General features: G+C 72.4%; 21 protein-coding genes and 1 riboswitch. Of the genes, 7 read left to right on the top strand and 14 right to left on the bottom strand.

From position 1 onward, the window contains the following. Nucleotides 1–60: 60 nt before the first annotated feature. Entirely contained in the window at nt 61–1,296 is a 1,236-nt protein-coding gene (locus tag ABZU53_RS07055; protein ID WP_355064577.1) for an aminotransferase class V-fold PLP-dependent enzyme, read from the bottom strand. A 79-nt stretch (nt 1,297–1,375) separates the two neighbouring features. Next, nucleotides 1,376–1,496, bottom strand: a riboswitch (SAM riboswitch). A 23-nt stretch (nt 1,497–1,519) separates the two neighbouring features. Here ABZU53_RS07055 and ABZU53_RS07060 point away from each other — a divergent pair. Next, entirely contained in the window at nt 1,520–2,998 is a 1,479-nt protein-coding gene (locus ABZU53_RS07060) for a PrsW family intramembrane metalloprotease (RefSeq protein WP_355064450.1), read from the top strand. Nucleotides 2,999–3,014: 16 nt separating this feature from the next. Here the strand turns inward: ABZU53_RS07060 and ABZU53_RS07065 are convergent, their stop codons facing one another. Beyond that, nucleotides 3,015–3,182 (bottom strand): hypothetical protein, encoded by a 168-nt coding sequence (locus ABZU53_RS07065; protein WP_354861473.1) that lies wholly within the window; start codon nt 3,180–3,182, stop codon nt 3,015–3,017. Between the two features lie 92 nt (nt 3,183–3,274). Further along, a complete protein-coding gene (locus ABZU53_RS07070) occupies nt 3,275–3,613 on the bottom strand; it encodes a co-chaperone GroES (protein WP_354861475.1) in 339 nt (112 codons plus the stop codon). Between the two features lie 105 nt (nt 3,614–3,718). Between ABZU53_RS07070 and ABZU53_RS07075 the strand changes: the two genes are divergently transcribed. Next, nucleotides 3,719–5,071: an AI-2E family transporter gene (locus tag ABZU53_RS07075; RefSeq protein ID WP_355064452.1), complete on the top strand. Its 1,353-nt coding sequence runs from the start codon at nt 3,719–3,721 to the stop codon at nt 5,069–5,071. Nucleotides 5,072–5,197: 126 nt separating this feature from the next. Here the strand turns inward: ABZU53_RS07075 and ABZU53_RS07080 are convergent, their stop codons facing one another. Then, nucleotides 5,198–7,402, bottom strand: a complete 2,205-nt coding sequence (locus ABZU53_RS07080; RefSeq protein WP_355064454.1) for an ATP-dependent DNA helicase — start codon at nt 7,400–7,402, stop codon at nt 5,198–5,200. A 100-nt stretch (nt 7,403–7,502) separates the two neighbouring features. Here ABZU53_RS07080 and ABZU53_RS07085 point away from each other — a divergent pair, with 100 nt between their 5' ends. After that, the gene (locus tag ABZU53_RS07085) at nt 7,503–8,009 is read left to right on the top strand and encodes a DUF402 domain-containing protein (RefSeq protein WP_354861637.1); all 507 of its coding nucleotides are present in this window, start codon (nt 7,503–7,505) and stop codon (nt 8,007–8,009) included. Between the two features lie 12 nt (nt 8,010–8,021). Here the strand turns inward: ABZU53_RS07085 and sigJ are convergent, their stop codons facing one another. Then, entirely contained in the window at nt 8,022–8,987 is a 966-nt protein-coding gene (gene sigJ / locus ABZU53_RS07090) for an RNA polymerase sigma factor SigJ (protein ID WP_355064456.1), read from the bottom strand. Between the two features lie 180 nt (nt 8,988–9,167). On the opposite strand from sigJ, the gene ABZU53_RS07095 reads away from it, so the two are divergent. The 3 genes from ABZU53_RS07095 (at nt 9,168) to ABZU53_RS07105 (ending at nt 11,884) form a co-directional block, all read left to right on the top strand. Beyond that, nucleotides 9,168–10,118: a PPK2 family polyphosphate kinase gene (locus ABZU53_RS07095; protein WP_355064458.1), complete on the top strand. Its 951-nt coding sequence runs from the start codon at nt 9,168–9,170 to the stop codon at nt 10,116–10,118. A 127-nt stretch (nt 10,119–10,245) separates the two neighbouring features. Continuing rightward, on the top strand, nt 10,246–10,872 hold the full coding sequence (locus ABZU53_RS07100; RefSeq protein WP_007465788.1) for a DUF47 family protein: 627 nt from the start codon (nt 10,246–10,248) through the stop codon (nt 10,870–10,872). Nucleotides 10,873–10,876: 4 nt separating this feature from the next. Continuing rightward, on the top strand, nt 10,877–11,884 hold the full coding sequence (locus ABZU53_RS07105) for an inorganic phosphate transporter (protein WP_354861642.1): 1,008 nt from the start codon (nt 10,877–10,879) through the stop codon (nt 11,882–11,884). Between the two features lie 49 nt (nt 11,885–11,933). Here ABZU53_RS07105 and ABZU53_RS07110 read toward each other — a convergent pair whose 3' ends face one another. Next, nucleotides 11,934–12,902 carry a Gfo/Idh/MocA family oxidoreductase gene (locus ABZU53_RS07110; RefSeq protein ID WP_354861643.1) on the bottom strand — a complete coding sequence of 323 codons (969 nt, stop codon included), beginning with the start codon at nt 12,900–12,902 and terminating at the stop codon, nt 11,934–11,936. A 278-nt stretch (nt 12,903–13,180) separates the two neighbouring features. Between ABZU53_RS07110 and ABZU53_RS07115 the strand changes: the two genes are divergently transcribed. Further along, nucleotides 13,181–14,014 carry an NUDIX hydrolase gene (locus ABZU53_RS07115; protein WP_355064460.1) on the top strand — a complete coding sequence of 278 codons (834 nt, stop codon included), beginning with the start codon at nt 13,181–13,183 and terminating at the stop codon, nt 14,012–14,014. Nucleotides 14,015–14,067: 53 nt separating this feature from the next. Here the strand turns inward: ABZU53_RS07115 and ABZU53_RS07120 are convergent, their stop codons facing one another. The 8 genes from ABZU53_RS07120 to mshD form a co-directional block, all read right to left on the bottom strand. After that, nucleotides 14,068–15,597 (bottom strand): tannase/feruloyl esterase family alpha/beta hydrolase, encoded by a 1,530-nt coding sequence (locus ABZU53_RS07120; RefSeq protein WP_355064462.1) that lies wholly within the window; start codon nt 15,595–15,597, stop codon nt 14,068–14,070. Nucleotides 15,598–15,671: 74 nt separating this feature from the next. Further along, nucleotides 15,672–16,349: a response regulator transcription factor gene (locus tag ABZU53_RS07125; RefSeq protein WP_354861648.1), complete on the bottom strand. Its 678-nt coding sequence runs from the start codon at nt 16,347–16,349 to the stop codon at nt 15,672–15,674. Further along, the gene (locus tag ABZU53_RS07130; protein WP_355064463.1) at nt 16,346–17,449 is read right to left on the bottom strand and encodes a sensor histidine kinase; all 1,104 of its coding nucleotides are present in this window, start codon (nt 17,447–17,449) and stop codon (nt 16,346–16,348) included. Before ABZU53_RS07130 ends, ABZU53_RS07125 begins: the two co-directional genes overlap by 4 nt. Before the next feature lie 105 nt (nt 17,450–17,554). Continuing rightward, nucleotides 17,555–18,331: a phosphate ABC transporter ATP-binding protein PstB gene (gene pstB, locus ABZU53_RS07135; protein WP_354861658.1), complete on the bottom strand. Its 777-nt coding sequence runs from the start codon at nt 18,329–18,331 to the stop codon at nt 17,555–17,557. A gap of 17 nt (nt 18,332–18,348) precedes the next feature. After that, nucleotides 18,349–19,437: a phosphate ABC transporter permease PstA gene (pstA, locus tag ABZU53_RS07140; RefSeq protein ID WP_354861651.1), complete on the bottom strand. Its 1,089-nt coding sequence runs from the start codon at nt 19,435–19,437 to the stop codon at nt 18,349–18,351. Then, nucleotides 19,434–20,528: a phosphate ABC transporter permease subunit PstC gene (gene pstC, locus ABZU53_RS07145; protein WP_355064465.1), complete on the bottom strand. Its 1,095-nt coding sequence runs from the start codon at nt 20,526–20,528 to the stop codon at nt 19,434–19,436. The genes pstA and pstC overlap by 4 nt, the downstream gene beginning before the upstream one ends. 39 nt (nt 20,529–20,567) lie before the next feature. Further along, nucleotides 20,568–21,674, bottom strand: coding sequence for a phosphate ABC transporter substrate-binding protein PstS (gene pstS / locus ABZU53_RS07150; protein WP_354861655.1), 1,107 nt, complete (start codon nt 21,672–21,674; stop codon nt 20,568–20,570). Nucleotides 21,675–21,965: 291 nt separating this feature from the next. Continuing rightward, complete coding sequence (gene mshD / locus ABZU53_RS07155) at nt 21,966–22,892, bottom strand: mycothiol synthase (protein WP_355064467.1); 927 nt, start codon at nt 22,890–22,892, stop codon at nt 21,966–21,968. Between the last annotated feature and the right edge of the window lie 43 nt (nt 22,893–22,935).

Raw genomic sequence — 22,935 nt, forward strand, 5'->3', positions numbered from 1 at the left:
CGCACGGTCCGGGCCTCAGCTCAGCTCGACGCAGCCCAGCTCGGCCCAGCCCCGCTCGACTCAGCTCAGCTCGGCGAGCGCGGCGAGCAGCCGGTCGACCTGGGCCGTGGTGCTGCCCAGACCGATGCTGGCGCGCAGCGCGGTCGGCGGAAGATCCCGCCGGCCGGTACGCCCGGCGGCCTCGCCGAGCAGCCGCCGGGCCAGCGGGTGGGCGCAGAACAGCCCATCGCGCACGCCGATCCGGTGCTCGGTGGCCAGCCGGGCGGCCACCTCTGCGGAGTCCCAGCCGGCGACCACGAACGAGACGATGCCGACCCGGGGCGCGTCGGGGCCGAACGTGCGCAACTCCACCACGTGCGGCAGGGCGGCGAGGCCGGCGCGCAGCCGGGCCAGCAGAGCCTGCTCACGGGCGGCCAGCGCGACCCGGCCGGCGTCGGCCAGCGCCGCGCACACCGCCGCCAGCGCCACCGCGCCCAGCAGATTCGGGGTGCCGCCCTCGTGTCGGGCCGGGCCGTTCGCCCAGGTCACATCGTGGGTCGCTGGCCCGACGTGGCTGGTGGCACCGCCACCGGCCAGGTACGGCGCGGCGGCGTCCAGCCAGTCCGCCCGGCCGATGAGCACACCCGCGCCGAACGGGGCGTACAGCTTGTGGCCGGAGACGGCCAGGTAGTCCACGTCGAGCGTGTGCAGGTCGACCGGGGCGTGCGGCGCGAGCTGTGCGGCGTCGAGGACGATCCGGGCGTTGTGCCGGTGGGCCACCCGGGCCAGCTCGGCGACCGGCCACAGCTCCCCGGTCACGTTGCTCGCCCCGGTCACGGCGACCAGCACCGGCAGCGCGGGGTTGCTGTCGCGGCGCAGCTCGGTGAGGGCGGCGGCGAGAGCGCGTACCGCCCCGGCCGGGTCGGCGGGTACCGACAGGCGCACCGAGCCGCGGGGCCAGGGCAGCAGGTTGGCGTGGTGCTCGCCCGCGAAGGTGACGACTGTCGTGCCGACGGGCAGCGCCCGGGCCAGCAGGTTGAGAGCGTCTGTGGTGTTCCGAGTGAAGATCACGTGGTCGTCGGCGCGGGCGCCGAAAAAGTCGCCGACCGTCTGCCGGGCCCGCTCGTAGGCCAGGGTGCAGCGCCGCGACAGCGCTCCCGCGCCGCGGTGCACGCTGGCGTACCAGGGAAGCAGTTCGGTCACCGCGTCGGCCGCGGCCCGCGCGCACGGCGCGGTGGCCGCGTAGTCGAGGTTGATCTCGCCGGGTACGCCGAGCACGTCGAGCGGCGCCAACGGGCTGGGCGCGACGGTGGGCAGGGCGGGCAGCGAGGGTACGAGGGTGACGGACACGCCGGAACCTCCGGGGTCAGGGACCCCGGGTGCGGTGTCGGGACGGGGTCCGCGCTTGCCCAGCACGCCGATCGGGCTGGGCCCGGTCATCACCCGGGGCACCCCACCGCGAACTCGACGAGGGTTGCCGGCCAGCAAGCCGGGGCTTGACGCTGGCGCTCGTGACCTGCCGGCAGCATAGCGGCTGTGGATGCGGCCGGACCAGCCGGCGGGGGATGGCTACGCTGACCGCATGGCCGACACCCCGCCCGGTGCACCCCTGCCGTCGCCGCCCACGCCCGCCGATCCGGCTGTCGTCGCGGCGCCCCGGATGCCGCCGCGCCGACTGGTTTGGCTGCGGTTCCTGGTGCTGGCCGGGGTGGTGCTGTTCATCGCGGCGTGCGCGGTCTTCATGGTCATCACCCTCGGCCAGTCGCTGGGCCTCGACGCGCTGCTCATCGGGGTGGTCGCCGCGATCCTGCCGGTGCCGGTGCTGGTCGCCTGCTTCCTCTGGCTGGACCGGTACGAGCCGGAACCGCTGAAATATCTGATCTTCTGCTTCGCCTGGGGCGCGTTCGTCTCCACCGCCGCCTCGCTGAAGGTGAACGAGTTCGCCGCCGGGCGGTTCGCCGACTGGGGGCTGCCGGAGGCGCTGACCGGCGTGCTGGTGGCGCCGTTCATCGAGGAGCTGACCAAGGCCCTCGGTCCGATCCTGCTGCTGGTGTTCCGGCGTCGGGAGTGGTCCGGGATCACCGACGGCCTGGTCTACTGCGGGCTCTCCGCGGTCGGCTTCGCGATGGTGGAGAACATCCTCTACCTGGGCGGGTACGGCTATGCGGCCGGCGCCGACCGGTACGGCCCGGCGACCGGCACCCAGCAGGTGATCGCCATCTTCATCGTGCGGATCCTCCTGTTCGGGTTCGCCCATCCGCTCTTCACTTCGATGACAGGTGTCGGGCTCGGTGTCGCCTCGCGCACGGCCGACCGGCGGGTCCGCGTGTTCGCCCCCATCGCCGGCCTGCTGCTGGCGATGATGCTGCACGGCACGTGGAACCTGCTGCCGACGTTGACCCAGGCCACCGGCGAAGCGGTGATCATGCTGTACGGCTTCCTGGGCCTGATGGTGCCGGTGTTCTTCGGCACGGTCGGGCTGGCCGTGTGGCTGCGCGCCTGGGAGGGGCGGCTCACCGAGCGGACCCTGCCCGACTACGTGCGCGCCGGCTGGCTGAGCCCGCCCGAGGTGGCCGCCCTGAGCAGCCTGGGCCGCCGGCACGCGGCCCGCAGCTGGGCACGCCGGGTCGCCGGCGACGCCGGGGTGCGGGCGATGCGCGGGTACCAGCTCGCCGCGACGCGGCTGGCCCTGCTGCGCGACGGGACGCTTCGTGGTCTGGACCGTAAGCCCGCCGACCGGGAGCGGGCGGTTGCCGAGGAACGGCAACTGCTGGAGGCCATCACCGCGCACCGGTCGTTCTTCGTGGGGCGTGACCCGCAGGCGCCGGTGGGTGTCTGGGACGGCAGCCGCTACCACCTGCGGTTCCCGGACGGTACGCAGCGGCCGGTGGAAGCGCCCGACGAGCCGGTCGTGCCGATCCCGGTGGTGCTCGCCCCGCCGCCGCCCCCCATGGGCTACGCGCCGCCCGGTTGGCACGGCCTGCGCCCCCCGGCGCCGTGGCCGCCCGGTCACTCCTGACGGGCGCTGGCGGGGGTCAGGTCATCAGGGTGGTGAGGAAGTCACCGAGCCCCTGCGCCATCGCCATCAGCGCGGCTCCGATCCCCTTGAACATCTGCGCGGCCCCGTCCGGCCGGAACGCCATGAAGTAGATCAGGAACGCGACGCTGCCCCAGGCCAGCAGTTTCTTCACGAATACCGGCATCGTCCCTCCCCAGGGCCCACGGTCGCCGGCTGGCTTCCCACGCCACGGGCTGGCAAACGGCGCGGTGGCGCCCGCTGGCCAGGGGAGGTGCGTCAGAGATAGAGGCCGGTGGAGTCGTTCTCGACCCGCTCGGCGGCCACGGCGTGCACGTCGCGTTCCCGCAACAGCACGTACCCGCGGCCGTGCAGCTCGACCTCGGAACGCTCGTCCGGGTCGAAGAGCACCCGGTCGCCGGAGACGATGGCGCGGACGTTCGGCCCCACGCCGACGGCGGTGGCCCACGCGAGGCGCTTGCCGACCGCGGCGGTAGCCGGGATGACGATGCCAGCGGTCGAACGGCGCTCGCCCTCGCTGCCGTCCATGCGTACCAGCACGCGGTCGTGCAGCAGGCGGATCGGCAGGCCGGAGTCGAAATCCTGGTCGGCGGTCACGGGGCAGACGCTACCGTGTCGCGAGGGACCGGCCGCCGGTGGTTACGTCCCTGGCCGTCCGGGCATTGTGTGGCGGAACTGCCCTACGGTGTGGGGAACGGACGTATGCTGTCCGACCTGTCGCCGTGGGCGGACGACTCTTCTGCCAGGAGGTGCGCTTTGAGCCGCTTCGAGCGGGTACGCGGGCGGCTGCGCCGCGCCTACCGGTCAGGACAGGAGTCGGTTCGCGCGGCTCAGGAGACGCCGAGCGACGCGCCGGAGACGGCCGGGGTGGCCTCGCCGGCCGTTCCCGGGCCCGCCGCCCCGTCGAAGGCCACGGTCGTCGGCGCGGAGCCTCCGGTGGACCTGCACAGCTCGACGTCCAGCCGGGACGACGCCGACGTGCCGCACGGGCTGCGGATCGCCGCCGCCTGGTGCTGGCGGCTGATCGTGATCGGCGTGGTGGCGTGGGCGCTGCTCCGGATCGTCGGCACGGTCCGGATCGTGATCATCCCGCTGGCCATCGCGTTGCTGCTCTCGGCGTTGCTCGCGCCGGCCGTGGGTTGGCTGCTGCGGGCCCGGTTGCCCCGTTCGCTGGCGACGGCCGTGGTGCTGGTCGGCGGTCTGGCGGGCGTCATCGGCACGCTGACCCTGGTGGTCAACGAGTTCATCCAGGGCGTACCGGAGCTGAGCGAGAAGTCCTCGCAGGGCGTCCGGCAGATCCAGAACTGGCTGAAGACCGGCCCGTTGCACCTGTCCGACACCCAGCTCGACCGCTACATCAACGAGGCGCAGGGCTGGATCAACGACAACACCTCGAAGTTCACCAGCGGCGCGCTGAGCACCGCGGCGACGCTGGCGGAGGTGCTGACCGGCACGCTGCTGGTGCTGTTCGCGACGTTCTTCTTCCTGCGCGACGGCAACAAGATCTGGCGTTTCCTCGTCCGGCTGCTGCCGGTGGCCGCCCGGTGGAAGGTCGACGACGCCGGCCGCGCCGCCTGGCAGACCCTCGTCGCGTACGTCCGCGCGACCGTGCTGGTCGCCTTCATCGACGCGGTCGGCATCGGCATCTTCCTGGTCATCTTCGACGTGCCGTTCGCCTTCCCGCTGGCGGCCCTGGTGTTCCTCGGCGCGTTCATCCCGATCGTCGGCGCGGCGCTCTCCGGTGGGGTGGCGGTGCTGGTGGCGCTTGTCGACAGCGGGCCGGTAACCGCGCTGATCATCCTGGGTGCGGTTATCGGTGTGCAGCAGGTGGAGGGCCACATCCTCCAGCCCCTCATCATGGGCCGGGCGGTGGCCATCCACCCGCTCGCGGTGATCATCGGGATCGCGGCCGGCGTGGTGCTCGCGGGCATCACCGGCGCGCTGGTCTCCGTGCCGCTGATTGCGGTGCTGAACACCGCCGTACGCCGACTGGCCGCCCGGACGGTCCCGGACACCCCACCCGACGCCGTCGTCGTCGCCGCGCAGGCCCCCTGACCGCACGGGCGGCGCGCCTCCCGCGCCATGATCACGCACGATCGTTGATGTAGTGGCATCCCCGGCCGGGGATGCCACTACATCCTTGTTATTGCACGACCTTGAACGCGGGGCGCGGGGCGCGGGTCAGGTGGTGGCGAGGCGTTGCAGGGCGCCGCGGGCTACCTCGGGGCGGGTCGTGTACCAGAACGGGGGCAGCGAGCGGCGCAGGAACGGCCCGTAGCCCCGCGCCGTCTCCAGGCGCGAGTCGAGCACCGCGACGACTCCCTTGTCGCCGGTGGCCCGGATCAGTCGGCCCACTCCCTGCGCCAGCCGGACGGCCGCGATCGGCACGCTGACCGCGGCGAAGCCGGAGCCGCCGCCCGCGTCCACGGCAGCGGCGCGGGCCGCCGCGAGGGGTTCGTCGGGCCGCGGGAAGGGCAGCCGGTCGATGACCACGAGCTGGCAGGCGTCGCCCGGCACGTCCACCCCCTGCCAGAGCGACATCACCCCGAACAGGCAGCTGGACCGCTCCTCGCGGAAACGGCGGACCAGCAGCGGCAGCGCCTCCTCGCCCTGCAACAACACCGGCAGGTCGGTCCGCGCGCGCAGCAGCTCCGCCGCCTGCGTCGCGGCCCGCCGCGAGGAGAAGAGCCCGAGAGTACGACCACCGAGCGCCTCGACGAGCCCGAGCAGCTCCTCCCCGGCCGCGTCGGGCAGCCCGGAGACGCTGGGCCGGGGCAGGTGCGCGGCGACGTACAGGATGCCCTGCCGGGCGTAGTCGAACGGCGAGCCCACGTCCAGCGAGCGCCAACCCGGCCCCTCGGTCGCCGGCACGACGGACCCCGGGTTGGTGTCGCCCGCGAGCCGACGGCCGGGCGCCTCGGCGACCGGGCGGCCCGGGGCGGTGCGGGCGGCCTGCGCGGCAGCGGCCGGGGACGGTGGTGCGGGTGGCGGCGCGTCCAGCCCGAGGGCGCGGGCCACCGTGTCGAACCGGCCGCCGAGCGCCAGGGTGGCCGAGGTGGCCACGACGGTGCGTTCGTCGTACAGGTGGGTGGCGAGGGTCCCGGCCACCGACAGGGGTGCGACCACCAGGGCCCGCCGGCTGCCGCTGTCGTTCTTCTCCACCCAGGCCACGTCGTGGTCGGCCTCTTCGAGGAGCCGCTGGGCGGTGGTGGAGAGGTCGTCCAGGGCGGCCTTGGCCTGCTGCTTGCGGACCGGGTCGGGATCATCTGACTTGATCTCGCCGATCGCGTCCAGGGCGGCGCGGGTGGCCGCGTCGAGCAGCGTGCACGCCTCGCGCAGTGGCGTCGGCAGGCCGGCGGTGAGTCGACCGGCCGGGGCCTCGGCCAGCCCGACGGCGAGGGCGTCACCGGCGGCGGTGAGCGCATCGGCGGTCTCCGGCCGCAGCAGCGTACGGGCCCGCCGGGTGGTCCGGTCGATCAGCTCCGGCACCAGCTCGGCCTGGGCGGCCGAGGAGACCCGGTCGGCCAGCTCGTGTGCCTCGTCGACGATGAGCAGCTTGTGCGGCGGGACGATGTGCCGGTCGGCCAGCATGTCGACCGCCAGGAGGCTGTGGTTGGTCACCACGATGTCGGCCTCGCGAGCGCGGGCCCGGGACGCCTCGGCGAAGCACTCCGCGCCGAACGGGCAGCGGGCCGCGCCGACGCACTCCCGCGACGGCATCGAGACCAGCCGCCAGGCCTGGTCGTCGACGCCCGGGTCCAGCTCGTCGCGGTCGCCGGTGTCGGTCTTCTCGGCCCAGTCGCGCAGCCGCTCGATCTGCTTGCCCAGCCGGCCCGCCTCGCCGAGCCACTTCGTGCCGCCGCCGGGGCGGGCGGCCGGGGCGTCGAAGAGGGTGTCCTCCGGCTCGTCCTCGGTGGAGTTGTCCAGCCGCGCCAGGCAGAGGTAGTGGTGCCGGCCCTTGAGCACCGCGAACGTGGGCCGGCGGCCGAGCAGCGGCTCGACGGCGTCGGCCAGCCGGGGCAGGTCGTGGTCGACGAGCTGGGACTGCAACGCCAGGGTGGCCGTGGAGACCACCACCGGGCCGTCCACGGTGAGAGCCGGCGCGAGGTACGCCAGCGACTTGCCGGTGCCGGTGCCCGCCTGCACGAGCAGGTGCTCGCCGCTGGTCACGCACTCCTCGATGGCGGTCGTCATCTGCTGCTGGCCGGGCCGCGCCGTGCCGCCGGGGACCGCGCCGACCGCGGCCGCGAGCAGCTCCGTGCCGCTGGGCCGGGCACCCCGCCGCCGGCTTCCACCGCGGGCCGACGGGGTGGCGGAACCGGTGGCGGTGCGGGGCGGAGTCACCGTGCGACGGTACCCGCCGCCGCCGACAGCGTCCGTGCCCATCCGCCCGCGTGGCGCGGACCACCCATCGACCTCGCTGGTCCACCCCGTCCGGTTACGGCCGTGCTACGACGCGTGGGCAGTATCGGTTAGGGTGCGAATCATGCCGAGCGACGTGGTCCGAGTGATCTACCGCAAGTACGACGGCAGCGCGCACCGTGACTACCCGGCCCGCCGCCTCGCGGAGGACGATCTCGGCGTCTGGCTCGGCGTCCCCTTCGGCACCGAGTCGGTCTACCACGGCCGGCCGTCGGTGGAGAAGATCCCCTTCGTCCTGCTGGTGCCGCACCACGCGTGGTGGACGGGGATGTTCAACCCGCCGCCACGGACCAGCGAGGTCTACTGCGACATCGCCACCCCGGCCCGCTGGGAGTCCGACGACACCGTTCACCTGATCGACCTCGACCTGGACGTGGTCCGGCGGCGGGCCACCGGCCTGGTGGAACTGCTCGACGAGGACGAGTTCGCCGAGCACCGGGCCCGTTTCGGCTACCCGCAGGACGTGGTGGTCGAGGCCGAGGCGGCGGCCCAGTGGCTGTACGGCGCCCTCGGCGACGGCACCGAGCCGTTCGCGACGTCGTACCGCAAATGGCTGGCGCTGGTGGTCTGAGCCGGCGCGGGCTCACCAGCGCGGCGGCCACCGGTCGTCGTCGCCCAGCGGCGGCAGGTCGGCCAGCTTCTCCGGGTTGAGCTGGTTGAAGATGCCGGTGATCCGGCCGCCGTCGACCGAGAACGCGGTGACCACCCGGATCGGCCGCCCGTCGCTGTGCGCCGTCTCCACCTGGAGGCCGAGGACGCCGTCGACAAGCACCGGGCGGGCCCGCATCCGTCGCGCGTACCGCCCGGTCCGGCCGAACAGGCCGAGCGTGAAGCGGCCCACCGTGTCCGCGCCGACCACCGGCCGGCGGGCCGTCGGGAAGTGCCCGCCCGAGTCGCCGATCAGGACCACGTCCGGCGCGAGCACCCGCAGCAGCGGATCCAGCTCGCCGGACTCGGTGGCGGCCACGAACGCCGCGAGGACGCGCCGCTGCTCGGCCGGGTCGGCGGTGTGCCGGGGCGCGTCCGGTGCGGCGACGGCCCTGCGGGCCCGGGAGGCGAGCTGCCGGGCGGCCACCTCGCTGGTGCCGAGGACGTCCGCCACCCGGGCGAACGGCACCGCGAACACGTCGTGCAGCACGAACGCGAGCCGCTGCTCGGGCGCGAGCCGTTCCAGCAGCACCCGCAGCGCCGTGCCGACCTGGTCGGTGCGGACCGCGCGTTCGGCGGGGTCGGGGGCGTACCCACCGCTGGCTTCGCCGCCGTGCAGCGGGCTCACGACCGGTTCCGGGAGCCACTGCCCGGGGTACGCCTCGCGGCGGACCCGCGCCGAGCGCAGCACGTCCAGGCAGATCCGGGCGCAGGTGGTGGTCAACCACGCGGAGAGATCGCGGATCTCGGCGCGGGCGGCCGGGTCGGCGAGCGCCCCGGCGTAACGCAGCCAGGTCTCCTGCACCGCGTCCTCGGCCTCGCTGCGGCTGCCCAGCATCCGGTGGGCCACCGCGAGCAGCCGACCCCGCTCGGCCTCGAACTCCGTCGCCAGGTCTCGCACGACCCACCACCCTCCCCCGAGCGCCACGTCCCCCTGGCGCACATCCTCCAACCAACCGGACGCGCCGGCGGCCCCGGACGTGACGGCGGGCCTCGGTGGGCCTGGTGGGCCCTGGCTGGGCCTCGGTGGGCCGGTGGGCCTCGGCGCGCGGATGGCCGGCGGTTGGGCGATGATCCGAGGATGAGCGAACCCCGGCAAGGGCAGAGCGAGCGGGTCGTGGCGCCGGACGGCGGGTCGGTGCGGGACCTGTTGCGGGTCACCGCGCCGGTGGATCTCGCCGCGATCGATCCCCGGTCCACGCCCGGCCTGCCGCCGGCCGAGGTGGTCGGCGAACACCGCAAGACCTGGGCCCGTGCGCAGGTGGCGCTGGTCGGCGAGGAGCTGGGCCGGCAGCAGGAGATGCTCTTCGCGATGGCCAAGGCCGGCTCGGAGCACCCGGCGCGCCGGGTGCTGCTGGTGCTCCAGGCGATGGACTGCGGTGGCAAGGACGGCACGATCAAGCGGGTGGCCGGCGCGATGAACCCCCTCGGCCTGCACATCCGGTCGTTCGGTCCGCCGACCCCGCAGGAGCTGCGGCACGACTTTCTGTGGCGGATCCGCCGGGAGCTGCCTCCGCCCGGGTACGTGGGGATGTTCAACCGCTCACACTACGAGGACGTGTTGATCGCCCGGGTCGGGTCGTTGGTGCCGGAGGCGATCTGGCGGGCCCGCTACGACCAGATCAACTCCTTCGAGCGGGAGCTGGTCGACGACGGGGTGACCGTCGTGAAGGTGATGCTGCACATCTCGTACGCCGAGCAGGGCGAGCGGCTGCTGGAACGGCTCACGGATCCGCACAAGCACTGGAAGTACAACCCGTCGGACGTCGACTCCCGGGCGCAGTGGGACGACTACCAGGCCGCGTACGCCGAGGCGCTGAGCCGGTGCGGCACGGACGCCGCGCCGTGGTTCGTGGTGCCGGCGGACCGCAAGTGGTACCGGGACTGGGCGGTGGCCCACCTGCTGCGGGAGACGTTCGACACGCTCGATCTGGGGTATCCGCCTGCCGATTTCGACGTGGCGCGCGAGCGCGAGCGGTTGGCTGCTGGGGGAGCGGGGACGGTTGAGACGCCCGAGATGAACGGCAGGTGAACGAGCGGTGAATGTGGCCTGGCCAGGGGTGGGCCGACGAATTTGCAGTTCTGGCGTTTCCTAGCATTCACCGAGCGGACGCCGACGGACGCCGCCACCCTTCCACCGACGCGACGAGGTCTGTGCTGTGAAGTTTTCCTTCCGCCCCACCGAGGGCGCCTTCTACGAGCTCTTCACCAGGGCCGCGCAGAACCTGGTCCGGGGCACCGCGCTGTTGAACGAGCTGGCTCTGCCCGGTGTCGACGTGCAGTCGGTCAGCGAGCGGCTGACCGAGGTCGAGCACGACAGCGACCAGATCACGCACGATCTCTACAAGAAGATCAACTCGACCTTCATCACGCCGTTCGACCGGGAGGACATCTACCGGCTCGGCTCGCTGCTCGACGACGTGATGGACCACCTGGAGGCGGTCGGCGACCTGCTGTACCTGTACGGGCTGACCGAGCTGCCGGCGCTGCCCCGGGAGCTGCACGAAATGGTCAACGTGCTCGACCAGCAGGCCAAGCTGACCGCCGAGGCGATGCCCCGGCTGCAGTCGATGAAGGATCTCGAGGACTACTGGATCGAGTGCAACCGGCTGGAGAACGAGGGCGACCGGATCAACCGGCAGTTGCTCGTCCGGCTCTTCTCGGGTGAGTACGACGCGTTGACGGTGCTGAAGATGAAGGAGGTCGCCGACGAGTTGGAAGCCGCCTGCGACGCCTTCGAGCACGTGGCCAACACGGTCGAGACCATCGCGGTCAAGGAGTCCTGAACCGGTGACTCCCGAACTCATCGCCGTCCTGGCGGTGATCGCGGTGGCCCTGGCGTTCGACTACACCAACGGCTTCCACGACGCCGCCAACGCGATCGCGACAAGCGTCTCCACCCGCGCGCTGACACCCCGGATCGCCCTCGGCCTCGCCGCGGTCGGCAACTTCATCGGTGCCCACTTCGGCGCCGGGGTCGCCAAGACCGTCGGCGACGGCCTGGTTACCCTCCCCACGGGGGTGAGCAGCCTCGGGGTGGTCTTCGCCGGGGTACTGGGTGCCATCGCCTGGAACCTGATCACCTGGTACTTCGGCCTGCCGTCGTCGTCCTCGCACGCGCTCTTCGGCGGCCTGGTCGGCGCGACCCTGCTGTCCAGCGGCGGCATCGTGCAGTGGGGCAACATCGGCGAGAAGGTCATCCTGCCGATGGTGCTCTCGCCGATCGTTGGCCTCACCCTCGGTTACCTGCTGATGCTGGCGATCCTCTGGCTGTTCCGCAAGGGTCAGCCGGGAAGGCTCAACCGGGGTTTCCGCCACGCGCAGACCGTGTCCGCCGCCGCCATGTCGGTCGGCCACGGCATGCAGGACGCCGCCAAGACGATGGGCATCGTGGTGCTGGCGCTCTACACCGGCGGTTTCCAGGAGAGCAAGACGCACATCCCGGGCTGGGTCTTCTGGACCTCGGCCACCATGCTGGCCCTCGGCACGTACGCCGGTGGTTGGCGGATCATCCGCACCCTCGGCCGCAAGATCATTGACCTCGGGCCGCCGGAGGGCTTCGCCGCCGAGACGGTGGCCAGCGCGGTGCTCTACTTCAACGCCCTGGTGCTGAAGGCGCCGATCTCCACGACCCACACGATCACCTCGGCGATCATGGGTGTGGGCGCGACCAAGCGGCTCTCCGCGGTCCGCTGGAACGTCGCCGGCAACATCGTGATCGCCTGGATCATCACGTTCCCGGCGGCCGCGCTGATCGCCTGCGTCGCCTACCTGCTGGTCCGGCCGCTCTTCGGCTGACCGCACCCGGCACGCGAGAAGGCACCCCGACCGGGGTGCCTTCTCGCGTTCACTCGTACCGGACGCCGATCTGCTCGCGGATCGTGTCCAGCAGGGTCATCACCTCAAGCGTCGTGGTGTGCGGCACCAGCGGGCTCTCGGTCAGCCCGGCGGCCAGGCAGCGCTGCACCTCGATCGCCTCGTACTGGTAGCCGTTGCCGGCCTCCTCGGCGGAGATCGTCTCGGGCGCGAAGCCGTCCCGGTGCAGGGTCAGCGAAGCCGGCCGGAAGAACGGCTCCGGCAGGTCGATGCGGCCCGTGCTGCCGGTGATCGAGGCGGCCAACGAGCTCGCCCCGACCATGCCGCAGCTCAGCGTGGCCACCGCCCCGCTGTCGTACCCGAACAGGATGCCGGTGTTCTCGTCGGTCCCCTCCGGGCCCAGGTGCGCCCAGGAGCGGATGTGCTGCGGCACGCCGAGCAGCAGGTGCGCCAGGCTGATCGGGTAGATCCCCAGGTCGAGCAGCGCGCCCCCGCCCAGCGCCGGGTTGCGCATCCGGTGCTCCGGCGGGAACGGTCCGGCCACCCCGAAGTCGGCCCGGACATTGCTGACCGTGCCGATGGCACCCTCGGCGATCAGCTGGACCGCGCGAAGGATGAGCGGGTTCGTCCTCATCCACATGGCCTCCATCAGGAAGACCCCGGCGGCGCGGGCCGTGTCCACCAGCTCGGTGCTGGTGGCCAGGTCGAGGGTGAACGGCTTCTCCAGCAGCACCGCCCGGCCAGCGGTCAGGCAGGTCAGCGCCGCCTCGTGGTGCGCCGCGTGCGGGGTCGCCACGTAGATCACGTCGACCTCCGGATCGGCGGCCAGCTCCACCCAGGAGCCGTACGCGCGCTTCGCGTCGTACGTGTCGGCGAACCGCTGCGCGCTGTCGGCGGAGCGGGAGCCGACCGCGACCAGTTCGGCGTCCGGCACCAGCCGGAGGTCTTCGGCGAAACGGCTGGCGATGTGGCCGGTGGCCAGGATGCCCCAACGAGTCATGCCGGAACGCTAGCCGAACCGGGTGAACCGCCCCCTGCCCGGCCGCCGCCCAGCTCATCCCTCGAGACCTCGGTGCTCCTCACCGCGACGACATACCTCGCAGGCCGCCCACCTCGTTCGCTCCCTTTGCTCTGCTTCAACCCACGCAACAGTGAACGGCCATTTCTGTTGCGTGGGTTGAAGCAGAGCAAAGGAGGCGCGTGGGTAGTCGGCGGTCGAGCGGAGCCCACCGGCGCACGCCAGCCGGTGGCGGCGGGTCGGGGAACTAGGCTCGCGCCATGACGATCGACAGTGACGGCTTCGCCGCGCCCGCCGCCCTGGTCGAGCACGCCCGCCGGTTCCAGGCCGAGGGCGGCACCCCGGCGACGCCGCGCGTCGCGGCCACCGTGCTGCTGCTGCGCCCGACCGACACCGACTTCGAGGTGTACGTCATCCGCCGCGTCGCCGCGATGACCTTCGGCGGGATGTACGCCTTCCCCGGCGGCGGGGTGGACCGCTCCGACTCGGCGGCGCACCTCGACTGGGCCGGCCCGGCGCCGGCCGAGTGGGCAGGGCGGCTCGGGGTGGCCCCGGACGCCGCCCAGGCGGTGGTCTGCGCCGCCGCCCGGGAGGTCTTCGAGGAGGCCGGCGTGCTGCTCGCCGGGCCCGATCCGGCGACGGTGGTGGGTGACGTCAGCGGCGACGACTGGGAGGCGGCCCGGCAGGACCTGGAGGGGCGCCGGCTGGGCTTCGCGGCGCTGCTCGCCGACCGTCACCTCACGCTGCGGTCGGATCTGCTGCTGCCGTGGAGCCGCTGGATCACCCCGGAGTTCGAACCGCGCCGCTTCGACACGTACTTCTTCGTCGCCCTGTTGCCGGCGGGGCAGCGGACCCGCGACGTCTCCGGCGAGGCCGACCACACCCTCTGGATCCGCCCGGCGGACGCGTTGGCCCGCGCGGAGGCGGGCGAGCTGACCATGCTGCCGCCGACCCTGGTCACGCTGGCCCAGGTGGCGGCGGCCGGCGACCTGGCCGGGGTGGCGCGGGCGGCGGCCGACCGGGACGCCGCCACGCCCATCACCCCGCGCCTGGACCTCCCGGCCGACGGCGAGCCCCGCTTCGTGCTCGGCTGACCCCAGCCGGCGGCCCGCCGTATCCCTGGGGGGTACGGCGGACCGGCGGCCCGTCAGTAGTGCCCGACGTAGCGGTAGTTGGCGTTGAGGCTGCCCGGGGCGGCGTGCGCCGGTGCCAGCGCGTCGAACGGCGCCACCGTGAGGAAGCGGACGAACTGCTGGTCCGGCTCCGCGTTGGGCGCGTAGGTGAGGACGTCGATGTCGCCCGGCGCGACGTCGCGCTCGACCCAGTCCATCAGCGGCTGGAGGAACTCCGGGATGCCGACCTCCGACGGGTGCTCGGTCGGCTCCGGCCCGAACAGGCAGTGGTAGCCGGCGGGAACCATGTACAGCCGCGTGAACGCCTCGCTGCCGCCGCGACGCTGCACCGCCGCGTAGTAGTCGACCGTCGAGAACGGGGGTACGGACGGGTCCGCCCAGCCGTGGTAGAGGATCAGCTTGCCGCCCTGGTCGCGGAACTCGGACAGGTCCGCGTCGGTGGCGTTGTAGATGGCGTCGCCCAGCACGTTCAGCCGCTCGAACGTCGCCCGGGTGAACCGCACGTCGTTCAGCTGGAAGTCGGCCGGTGGGCTCTGCGGGTACGCGAGGTACTTCAGGTAGTTGAACGCGATCCTCCCGGTGTTGCCGTCCACCGGGGAGCCGGAGCGCACCACGAACTCGTCGATCCAGCCCAGCTCCGATCCGTACGGCATGCCTCCGGGGTAGAGCCCGTTCGGGCCCCGGTAGAACGCCACAACGGCCGCCACCTGGGCGGCCGTGAGGCAGTCGGGTCGGTCCGTGCCACGCGGGCAGCGCAGCGACGACGGCTGGAACCCGCACCGCCGCGGATCCTCGATGACCGAGCCGCACTGTCGCACAACCGCCTCGTGCAGCGCGGGAATCTTCTCCGGGCCGAGGATCTGCCGGCCCGACCCGTCGGTGTTGCGCAGCACCACCCAGGCGTTGAGCAGCGCCAGCGGCGCCAGGTTGTGCACCGGTGCGCCGGCCAGGATGCCGTCGAAGTCGGACGGGAACCGCTGCGCCAGCATCAGCCCCTGCCGGCCGCCTGTCGAGCAGCCGTCGAAGTACCGGTACGTCGGCCCGTGCCCGTAGTACGCGACCATCACCGCGTCCGCCACCCGCCGCAGCCGGTGCTCGGACAACAGCCCGAACTCCAGTCGCGCCCGAGGGTCGGCGCCCCAGGTCGCGGGCTCGCTGGTCTGCGGGTCGCCGGTGTGCCCGGTGTCGTCGGAGGCCAGCACCAGCCTGCCGTCCCGCGCGGCCGCGCACTGGAACCCGAAGAGCGGCAGGGTCAGGTCGGGCACCGTGCCGCACAGCCCGCTACAGCCCTGCTGCACGTACTGCCCCGTCCATCCGGAGACGGGAAGCTTGACGGTGAACCGTGTCTGCGGCCGGATCACCCCCTGCACCATGCAGAATTCCTGGCCCTCGGCGTTGGTGTCCCGTTCCGCCGACGTCACCGACACCTGCGGGATCCGCGCCCCGGCCAACCCCGCGCACCGGTCGGTGGGCGGGTCGGTGGCGGATCCCGGCGTGACGATCAGGGGTACGGCGGTCAGCAGTGCCAGAACAGTTCGGATCATGCTTCCCTCCTCTTTGGAGGGAGATTAGGCAGTTCGGCGGGCCTTTCGAATCGGTCCCGGGACGGGACTCACGGTCATCCCCGGGGCGGAGCGGTGCCCGGCCGGACCAGGCCGCACTCGTAGGCGAGCACAGCCGCCTGCACCCGGTCGCGCAGACCGAGCTTGAGCAGAATCGCCGACAGGTGGGTCTTCACGGTGGCCCGGCTGAGGACCAGGCGCTCCGCGATCTCGTCGTTGGAGAGCGCCCGCGCGACCAACGTGAGCACCTCGATCTCACGCGCGCTGAGCGCGTCGAGCGCCGGCGGGGGAGTGCCGCCGGGCAGTTCGCTGGCGAACCGGTCGAGCAGCCGCCGGGTGACGGTCGGCGCGAGCAGCGCCTCACCGCGCGCCACCACCCGTACCGCCGTGGCCAGCTCGTCGGGGCGGATGTCCTTGAGCAGGAAGCCGCTGGCACCGGCCCGCAGCGCCGCGAACACCGGCTCGTCCAGGTCGAACGTGGTCAGCATGATGATCCTCGCCGCCTGGCCGGCGGCGACCAGCCGGCGGGTCGCCTCGATGCCGTCCAGCCGGGGCATCCGTACGTCCATCAGGATCACGTCCGGTCGCAGGCGCCCGGCCAGCGCCACGGCCTCCAGGCCGTCGCCCGCCTCGCCGACCACCTCGAGGTCCTCGCGGCTCTCGATGATCATCGCGAACCCGGCTCGCACGAGGGCCTGGTCGTCGGCGATCAACACCCGGATGGCCGCCGTCATGCCGAGGGGAGCGGCAGGTCCGCCCGTACCCGAAAGCCGCCACCCGGCACCGGCCCGGCGTCCAGCGTCCCGCCCAGCAGCCGGGCCCGTTCCTGCATCCCCACGATCCCCCGGTGCGCGGAACGGTCGACCCGGCCGCTCGGACGGGCCGGGCCGTCGTCGCGGATCTCCAGCCGTACCGACCGGGGCGAGCACCGCACCGTCACCCGGGCCAGGGTGGCCTGGCTGTGCCGCAGCGTGTTGGTCAGCGACTCCTGCACGATCCGGTACGAGGAGAGGTCCACCGCCGCCGGCAACGGTGGCAGGGCCGGTTCCCGGTCCAGCTCGACGGTCAGCCCGGTGGCCCCCAGCGACGCGGCCAACGTGTCCAGTTGCGCCAGACCGGGCTGCGGGGTGGCCGAGCCGGGCTCGGTGTCGGCGCTCATCGTCTGCAACAGCACCCGCAACTCGGACAGGGTGGAACGGGCCGCCAGATCGATCGAGGTGAGCGCCGCGCGGGCCAGGTCGGGTCGACGGTCGAAGACGTCCTGCGCGGCACCGGCCTGCACGACGATCACCGACACCGTGTGGACCAGCACGTCGTGCAGCTCGCGGGCGATCCGTTCGCGTTCCTGGGTGACGATGCGGCGCTCGGAGTCCTGCCGGCGTAGCGCGCGGGTCCGGCCCAGCTCACCGAGGGTCCAGCCGAGCGCGGGGCCGGCGATCGCGAGCAGCACGTTGCGCCAGTCGCCGTACGCCAGCTTCCAGGGCGTCCCGGCCACCAGCAGGCCGAGCACCCACAGCGACCGCGACGGCGGCCTCCGCCGCGCGTACCCGGCGAGCACCGCGGCGACCTGACCGAGCCAGCCGATGGCCGGACTGAGCGACTCGATGCCGATCCCGGCGAGGACGGCCACCGCCATCGCGGCCTCCGGGTGGCGGCGCAGCACCGCGATGGTGCCGGCCTGCACCGCCGCCAGTGCGATGGCGGCGGCGTACCCGAGCACGTGGTGTGGCCCGTTCGGCGTGACCAGGATCAGCGCCGCGAGCACGACGAACAGGCCGACGGCGACCCGCTGGTCGGGCCGGCATCCGCGCAGGAGCCTGCCGGGTGAACGCACCCGGTGATCGTAGGCAGCTCACGGATCGACGGTCATCGGCCGCGGGAACGACGAAGCGGTCCGTCCGGAGACGGACCGCCTGCGTCGCGGAGGGAAGGGGGAAGCTCAGCCGAAGCGGCCGGTGATGTAGTCCTCGGTCTTCTTGACGCTCGGGTTGCTGAAGATCTTCTGGGTGTTGTCGTACTCGATGAGACGGCCCGGGTCGCCGGTCTTCTCGATGGAGAAGAAGGCGGTCCGGTCCGACACACGGGCGGCCTGCTGCATGTTGTGCGTCACGATGATGATCGTGAACTTGTCCTTGAGCTGGAACATCAGGTCCTCGATGGCCAGCGTGGAGATCGGGTCCAGGGCCGAGCAGGGCTCGTCCATCAACACGACCTGCGGCTCGACCGCGATGGTCCGGGCGATGCAGAGCCGCTGCTGCTGACCGCCGGAGAGGCCCGCGCCGGGCTTGCCCAGCCGGTCCTTGACCTCGTCCCACAGGTTCGCCGAGCGCAGCGCCTTCTCGGCCGCCTCGTCCAGGATCGACTTGCGCCGGACGCCGTTGAGCTTCAGCCCGGCCACCACGTTCTCGAAGATGCTCATGGTGGGGAACGGGTTCGGCCGCTGGAAGACCATGCCGATGGTGCGCCGGACCGCGGTGACGTCCACGTCCCGGTCGTAGATGTCCTGGTCGTCGATGGTCAGGCTGCCCTCGACCCGGGCCCCCGGCAGCACCTCGTGCATCCGGTTGATCGACCGCAGGAAGGTCGACTTGCCGCAGCCGGACGGCCCGATGAGAGCGGTGACCGTCTTCGGCTCGACCGTCAGGTTGATGTTCTCGATCGCCTTGAACCCGCCGTAGTAGGCGGTGACGTTCGAGGCGGAGACGCGCTTGGCCATGGTGGTACCTCCGGGGTTCATCGGCTGAGCCTGTTGCGACGGGCCAGCAGTTTCGCCGCGATCGTCAGGATGAGCACGAGGGCGACCAGGGTGAGTGCCGCGGTCCACGCCCGTGCCGGCGCGTACTTCGACGCGTCACCGGCCTGCTGGTAGACGAAGAGGGACAGCGACGACTGGTTGTTCTCGAAGGGGTTGGTGTTGATCGCGGCGCCGCCGCCGGCGACCAGGAGCACCGGAGCGGTCTCGCCGGCCGCGCGGGCGATGGCGAGCATGACGCCGGTGACGATGCCGGGCAGCGCCGTCGGCACCACCACCCGCAGGATGGTCTTCCACTTGGGAATGCCGAGCGCGTACGCGCCCTCGCGCAGTGGCGGCGGGACGAGGCGGAGCATCTCCTCGGTGGACCGGACGATGGTGGGCAGCATGAGCACGCTCAGCGCGAGCGCGGCGGCGAAGCCGGAGAAGCTCGGCCGGCCGTCGTTGAACCACGGCGACACGACCAGCACCCAGAACGCCAGCACGAAGAGGCCGGAGACGATCGACGGGATGCCGGTCATCACGTCCACGAAGAATCGGATCGCGAAGGCGAACTTGCCCCGCCCGTACTCGACGATGTAGATCGCGCAGAGAACGCCGAGCGGGACGGTGATCAGGGTGGCGATCCCGACCTGCTCCAGCGTGCCGACGATCGCGTGGTACGCGCCGCCGTTCGGGTCCCGGGCCCCGATGTTGTTCATCGAGGTCTGGAAGAAGGTGCCGTCCAGCCGCTCGGTGCCCTTGCTCAGCAGCGTCCAGACGACCGAGACGAGCGGCAGCACCGCCAGCACGAACGCGGAGTGGATCAGCGCGCTCCAGGTGCGGTTACGGGCCGACCGGCGGCCCTCGACCGCGTTGGCCGCGACGAAGAGCCCGACCAGGTAGAGGATCGCGCCGAGGACGACGACGAGGACCGGGCCGCCGATGCCGGTGCCGTAGACCAGCGCGGCGGAGAGCGCCAGGGCCGCCACGGCGAGGGCCGGTGCGGCGTACCGGGGCAGCCGCCGGGCCCGCAGCGAGGCCGGTTGGGCCGGCGGGCGGGTGCGGTGGGAGGTGACGGTTGTGGTCATGCGGCCGACTCCGTGAACTCCCGGCGGCGGTAGATGATCGCCCGCGCCGTGATGTTGACGATCAGCGTGATGGTGAACAGCACCAGGCCGGACGCGATGAGCGCGCCACGGCCGGTCTCGTTCGCCTCGCCGAACGCGTTGGCGATGTTGGCGGCGATGGTGTTGCCGCCGTTCTGGATCAGGTTGAACGAGATGCCGAAGGTGATGCCGAGGGTCAGCGCCAGGGCGATGGTCTCGCCGAGCGCCCGACCCAGACCGAGCATCACCGCGGCGATGATGCCGGGGCGACCGTAGGGGAGCACCGCGGTGCGGAGCATCTCCCAGCGGGTGGCGCCCAGCGCGAGGGCGGCCTCCTCGTTCGCGGTCGGCGTCTGGAGGAACACCTCGCGGGAGAGCGAGGTGATGATCGGCAACACCATGATCGCGAGGACCAGGGCACCCAGCATGATCGAGGCGCCGAACGGGCCGTCACCGCCGAAGAGCGGGATCCAGCCGAAGTGCTCGTTCAGCCAGACCGAGAAGTCCCGGACCGGGTTGCTGAAGACGTCCCGCCCCCACAGGCCGAAGACCACGCTCGGCACGGCGGCCAGCAGGTCGACCAGGATGCCGAGTGCGGTGCCCAGCCGGCGCGGCGCGTAGTGCGAGAGGTAGAGCGCGATGCCCAACGCCACCGGCACCGCGATCAGCAGCGCCAGCGCCGAGCTGAGCACCGTACCGAAGGCGAGCGTGCCGATGCCGAACTTGGGCTGCGGCTCGTTGGGGGACCAGCCCTCGTAGGTCCAGAAGTTCTCGGTGTTGGCGCGCAGGGCCGGCACCGCCTTGGCGATCAGGAAGATCGCGATGGCGGCGATGATGACCAGAACGGCGGTGCCGGCGGCCAGTGTGAGACCGCGGAAGGCCCGCTCGGCGCCGAACTTGCGGCTGCGCGGCAACGCGCCGCCACCGCCGCCCAGCCCGGTGCCGCCCGGGGAACGGGTGCTGACTGGTGCCTCGGCCACACGCGCCGAGGCACCGGCGGGCCACTCGTGACTTTGGGTCACGCGCGTCCCGCCGGTGCCGGCGTCGGCCGAGCGGTGAGGGGTTTCACCCATCTGCTCGCTCGATTCGGTTGCGGAGGTGGTGGGGTCGGGTCAGGAGAGGTTCTTGACCGCGGTCTCGACCTTGGTGCGGACCGTCTCCGGCAGCGGGGCGTAGCCGAGGTCGGTCAGCGAGTTCTGGCCCTCGGCGCTGGCGGCGTAGCCCAGCAGACCCTTGACCAGCTTGAGCTTGTCGGCCGCGAGGCCCTTGCTGCAGACGATCTCGTACGTCGCCAGGACGATCGGGTAGGCCCCGGCCTCCTTGGTGTTGTAGTCGATCGACAGCTTGAGGTCGTCGCCCTGGCCATCGATCTTGGCGCCGGCGATGGTCTTGCCGGCGGCCTCGGCGGTCAGCGCGGCGAACTCGCCGTTGCCGTTGCCGATCTTGGCCATCTTCAGGCCGGCGTTCTCGGCGAACGACCACTCCATGTAGCCGATGGAGCCGTCGGCGCCCTTGACCCGGCTGGCCACGCCGTCCGAGCCCTTGGCGCCGGTGCCGCCCGGGGCCTTCCAGGCCTTGGCGTTGCCCAGCGTCCAGTCCGCCTCGGAGGTCTTCGAGAGGAACTTGGTGAAGTTGTCGGTGGTGCCCGACTCGTCCGAGCGGTGGACGGTCTGAATGGCGGTCGCCGGGAGCTTGGCGTCCGGGTTGTCGGCCTTGATCGCCGCGTCGTCCCACTTGGTGACCTTGCCGGCGAAGATCTTCGCCAGGGTGGCCGGCTTGAGCTGGAGGTTGTCCACGCCGCTGACGTTGTAGGCGACGGCCACCGGGCCGATCACCATCGGCAGGTGGATGGCCTTGCCGCCGGCGCACTTGGCGTCGGCCTGCGGCTGCTCCTCCGGCTTGAGCGCGGAGTCGGAGCCGGCGAAGTCGGCGGTGCCGGCGATGAACGCCTGGATGCCGGCGCCCGAGCCGGAAGCCTCGTAGTTGATCGTGGTGCCAGCGCACTTCTGCTGGTACGCCTTGATCCACTCGGCCATGGCGTTCTTCTGTGCCGACGAGCCCTGGGCGTTGACCGTGCCGGTACCGCAGTCGACCGCGGCGGCGGAGCCCGAGGCGCTGGCGCCGGAAGTGGGCTCGTTGTTGTCCGAGCCGCATGCACTGAGGCCGAGCGTCGCGGCAAGAGCGAGGCAGGCAATAGTGCCGTACCGCTGGAGCTTCACCTGAGGGGTTTCCCTTCGCGTCTGACTTGGTGCCCCGATGCCGGGGCCCGAGGACCGGCACTGACCGGATGACACGAAAGTTAGAAGTGCCAGGTAGCCGGTTCGCCGGTCACAAGTGAACGCAAGGTGAACACGTACGGCCCCCGAGGTGACCGCTTGCTGAGGGTGAGTTGTCCGTTAAGTGAACTCGGGTACACCTGTCGGAAGTATGGGTATATTTCCGGTTCGGCGTTATCCCGCCGATGCTCGGCTGTTACCCGCCGGTGACTCGGTCGGGGCGGCGTCCGACGGTCAGCCCAGGTGGTAGTTGATGTGTGCGGACCAGCGGGCGAAGCCCAACCGCTCGTAGAGCGCGACCGCCCCGGTGTTCGAGTCGTCCACGAAGAGCATCACCCGGTCGAGCCCCCGCTTGTCCCGCAGGTACGCGAGCCCCGCGGTGGTCAGCGCCCGACCGAGCCCGCCCCCGTGCGCGGTCGGCTCCACGCCGAGCACGTACACCTCGCCGATGCGGGCCGACCCGGGCCGCTCGTGCACCTTCGTCCAGTGGAAGCCGAGCAGCCGGCCGGTCGAGGTCTCCTCGGCGAGCAGGAAGCCGGCCGGGTCGAACCACGGCTCGGCGAGGCGGACCCGCAGGTCGTCCGAGGTCCACCGCCCCTGCTCGGGATGCTCGGCGAAGGCCCGCGCGTTCAGGGCCAGCCAGGCCGCGTCGTCGGCCCCCGGCCGGAACGCACGCAGCGCCACCCCGTCGGGCAGGCGCGGCTCGCCCAGCGGGGCGGCCAACGGCCGGCGTAGTTGCCAGAGCACGCGCGCCCGGGTGAACCCGAGGTCCACGGCGAGCGCCGCCGCCGACGGGTGGTCGCCGTGCGCCCACGCCCGCAGCGGCCCGGTGGCCGAGGCGAGCACGCCCCGGGCCAGCGCCCGGCCGGTGCCCCGCCGCCGGTACGCGGGGTGCACCACCAGCTCCACCCCGATCCCGCCCACCGGGTCGGTGGTGTCCAGGTGGGCGTACCCGGTGAGGGTGCCGTCGTCGGCGCGGGCCAGCAGGTGCACGGCCGGCGCCTCCGGATCGCGCAGGCGGAGCAGGACGTGCTCGTCGAGCGGGTCCGCGCCGTCGGTGTCGCCCGCCGTACGCGCCAGGGCCAGCACGCCGGCGATCTCCGTCGGGGCCAGTCGGTCGGTCCGGGTCACCTGGTCGCTGGTCGGCTCCGCGCTGCTCATTGGGTCACCGTAGCCGCTGCGTCTCGGGCGTCCCGGACTGTCG

Source organism: Micromonospora sp. NPDC005194 (genome assembly GCF_040608335.1).
Taxonomy (GTDB): Bacteria; Actinomycetota; Actinomycetes; order Mycobacteriales; family Micromonosporaceae; genus Micromonospora.

Excerpts from the sequence above, each read along its gene's own strand:
- ABZU53_RS07125 (WP_354861648.1), bottom strand. The coding sequence starts at position 16,349 with ATGACGGCGGCCATCCGGGTGTTGATCGCCGACGACCAGGCCCTCGTG.
- pstB (WP_354861658.1), bottom strand. The coding sequence starts at position 18,331 with ATGGCCAAGCGCGTCTCCGCCTCGAACGTCACCGCCTACTACGGCGGG.
- mshD (WP_355064467.1), bottom strand. The coding sequence starts at position 22,892 with ATGAGCAGCGCGGAGCCGACCAGCGACCAGGTGACCCGGACCGACCGA.
- ABZU53_RS07110 (WP_354861643.1), bottom strand. The coding sequence starts at position 12,902 with ATGACTCGTTGGGGCATCCTGGCCACCGGCCACATCGCCAGCCGTTTC.
- ABZU53_RS07075 (WP_355064452.1), top strand. The coding sequence starts at position 3,719 with ATGCTGTCCGACCTGTCGCCGTGGGCGGACGACTCTTCTGCCAGGAGG.
- pstC (WP_355064465.1), bottom strand. The coding sequence starts at position 20,528 with ATGGGTGAAACCCCTCACCGCTCGGCCGACGCCGGCACCGGCGGGACG.
- ABZU53_RS07060 (WP_355064450.1), top strand. The coding sequence starts at position 1,520 with ATGCGGCCGGACCAGCCGGCGGGGGATGGCTACGCTGACCGCATGGCC.
- ABZU53_RS07065 (WP_354861473.1), bottom strand. The coding sequence starts at position 3,182 with ATGCCGGTATTCGTGAAGAAACTGCTGGCCTGGGGCAGCGTCGCGTTC.
- ABZU53_RS07095 (WP_355064458.1), top strand. The coding sequence starts at position 9,168 with ATGAGCGAACCCCGGCAAGGGCAGAGCGAGCGGGTCGTGGCGCCGGAC.
- ABZU53_RS07085 (WP_354861637.1), top strand. The coding sequence starts at position 7,503 with ATGCCGAGCGACGTGGTCCGAGTGATCTACCGCAAGTACGACGGCAGC.
- ABZU53_RS07120 (WP_355064462.1), bottom strand. The coding sequence starts at position 15,597 with ATGATCCGAACTGTTCTGGCACTGCTGACCGCCGTACCCCTGATCGTC.
- ABZU53_RS07115 (WP_355064460.1), top strand. The coding sequence starts at position 13,181 with ATGACGATCGACAGTGACGGCTTCGCCGCGCCCGCCGCCCTGGTCGAG.
- pstA (WP_354861651.1), bottom strand. The coding sequence starts at position 19,437 with ATGACCACAACCGTCACCTCCCACCGCACCCGCCCGCCGGCCCAACCG.
- ABZU53_RS07080 (WP_355064454.1), bottom strand. The coding sequence starts at position 7,402 with ATGGGCACGGACGCTGTCGGCGGCGGCGGGTACCGTCGCACGGTGACT.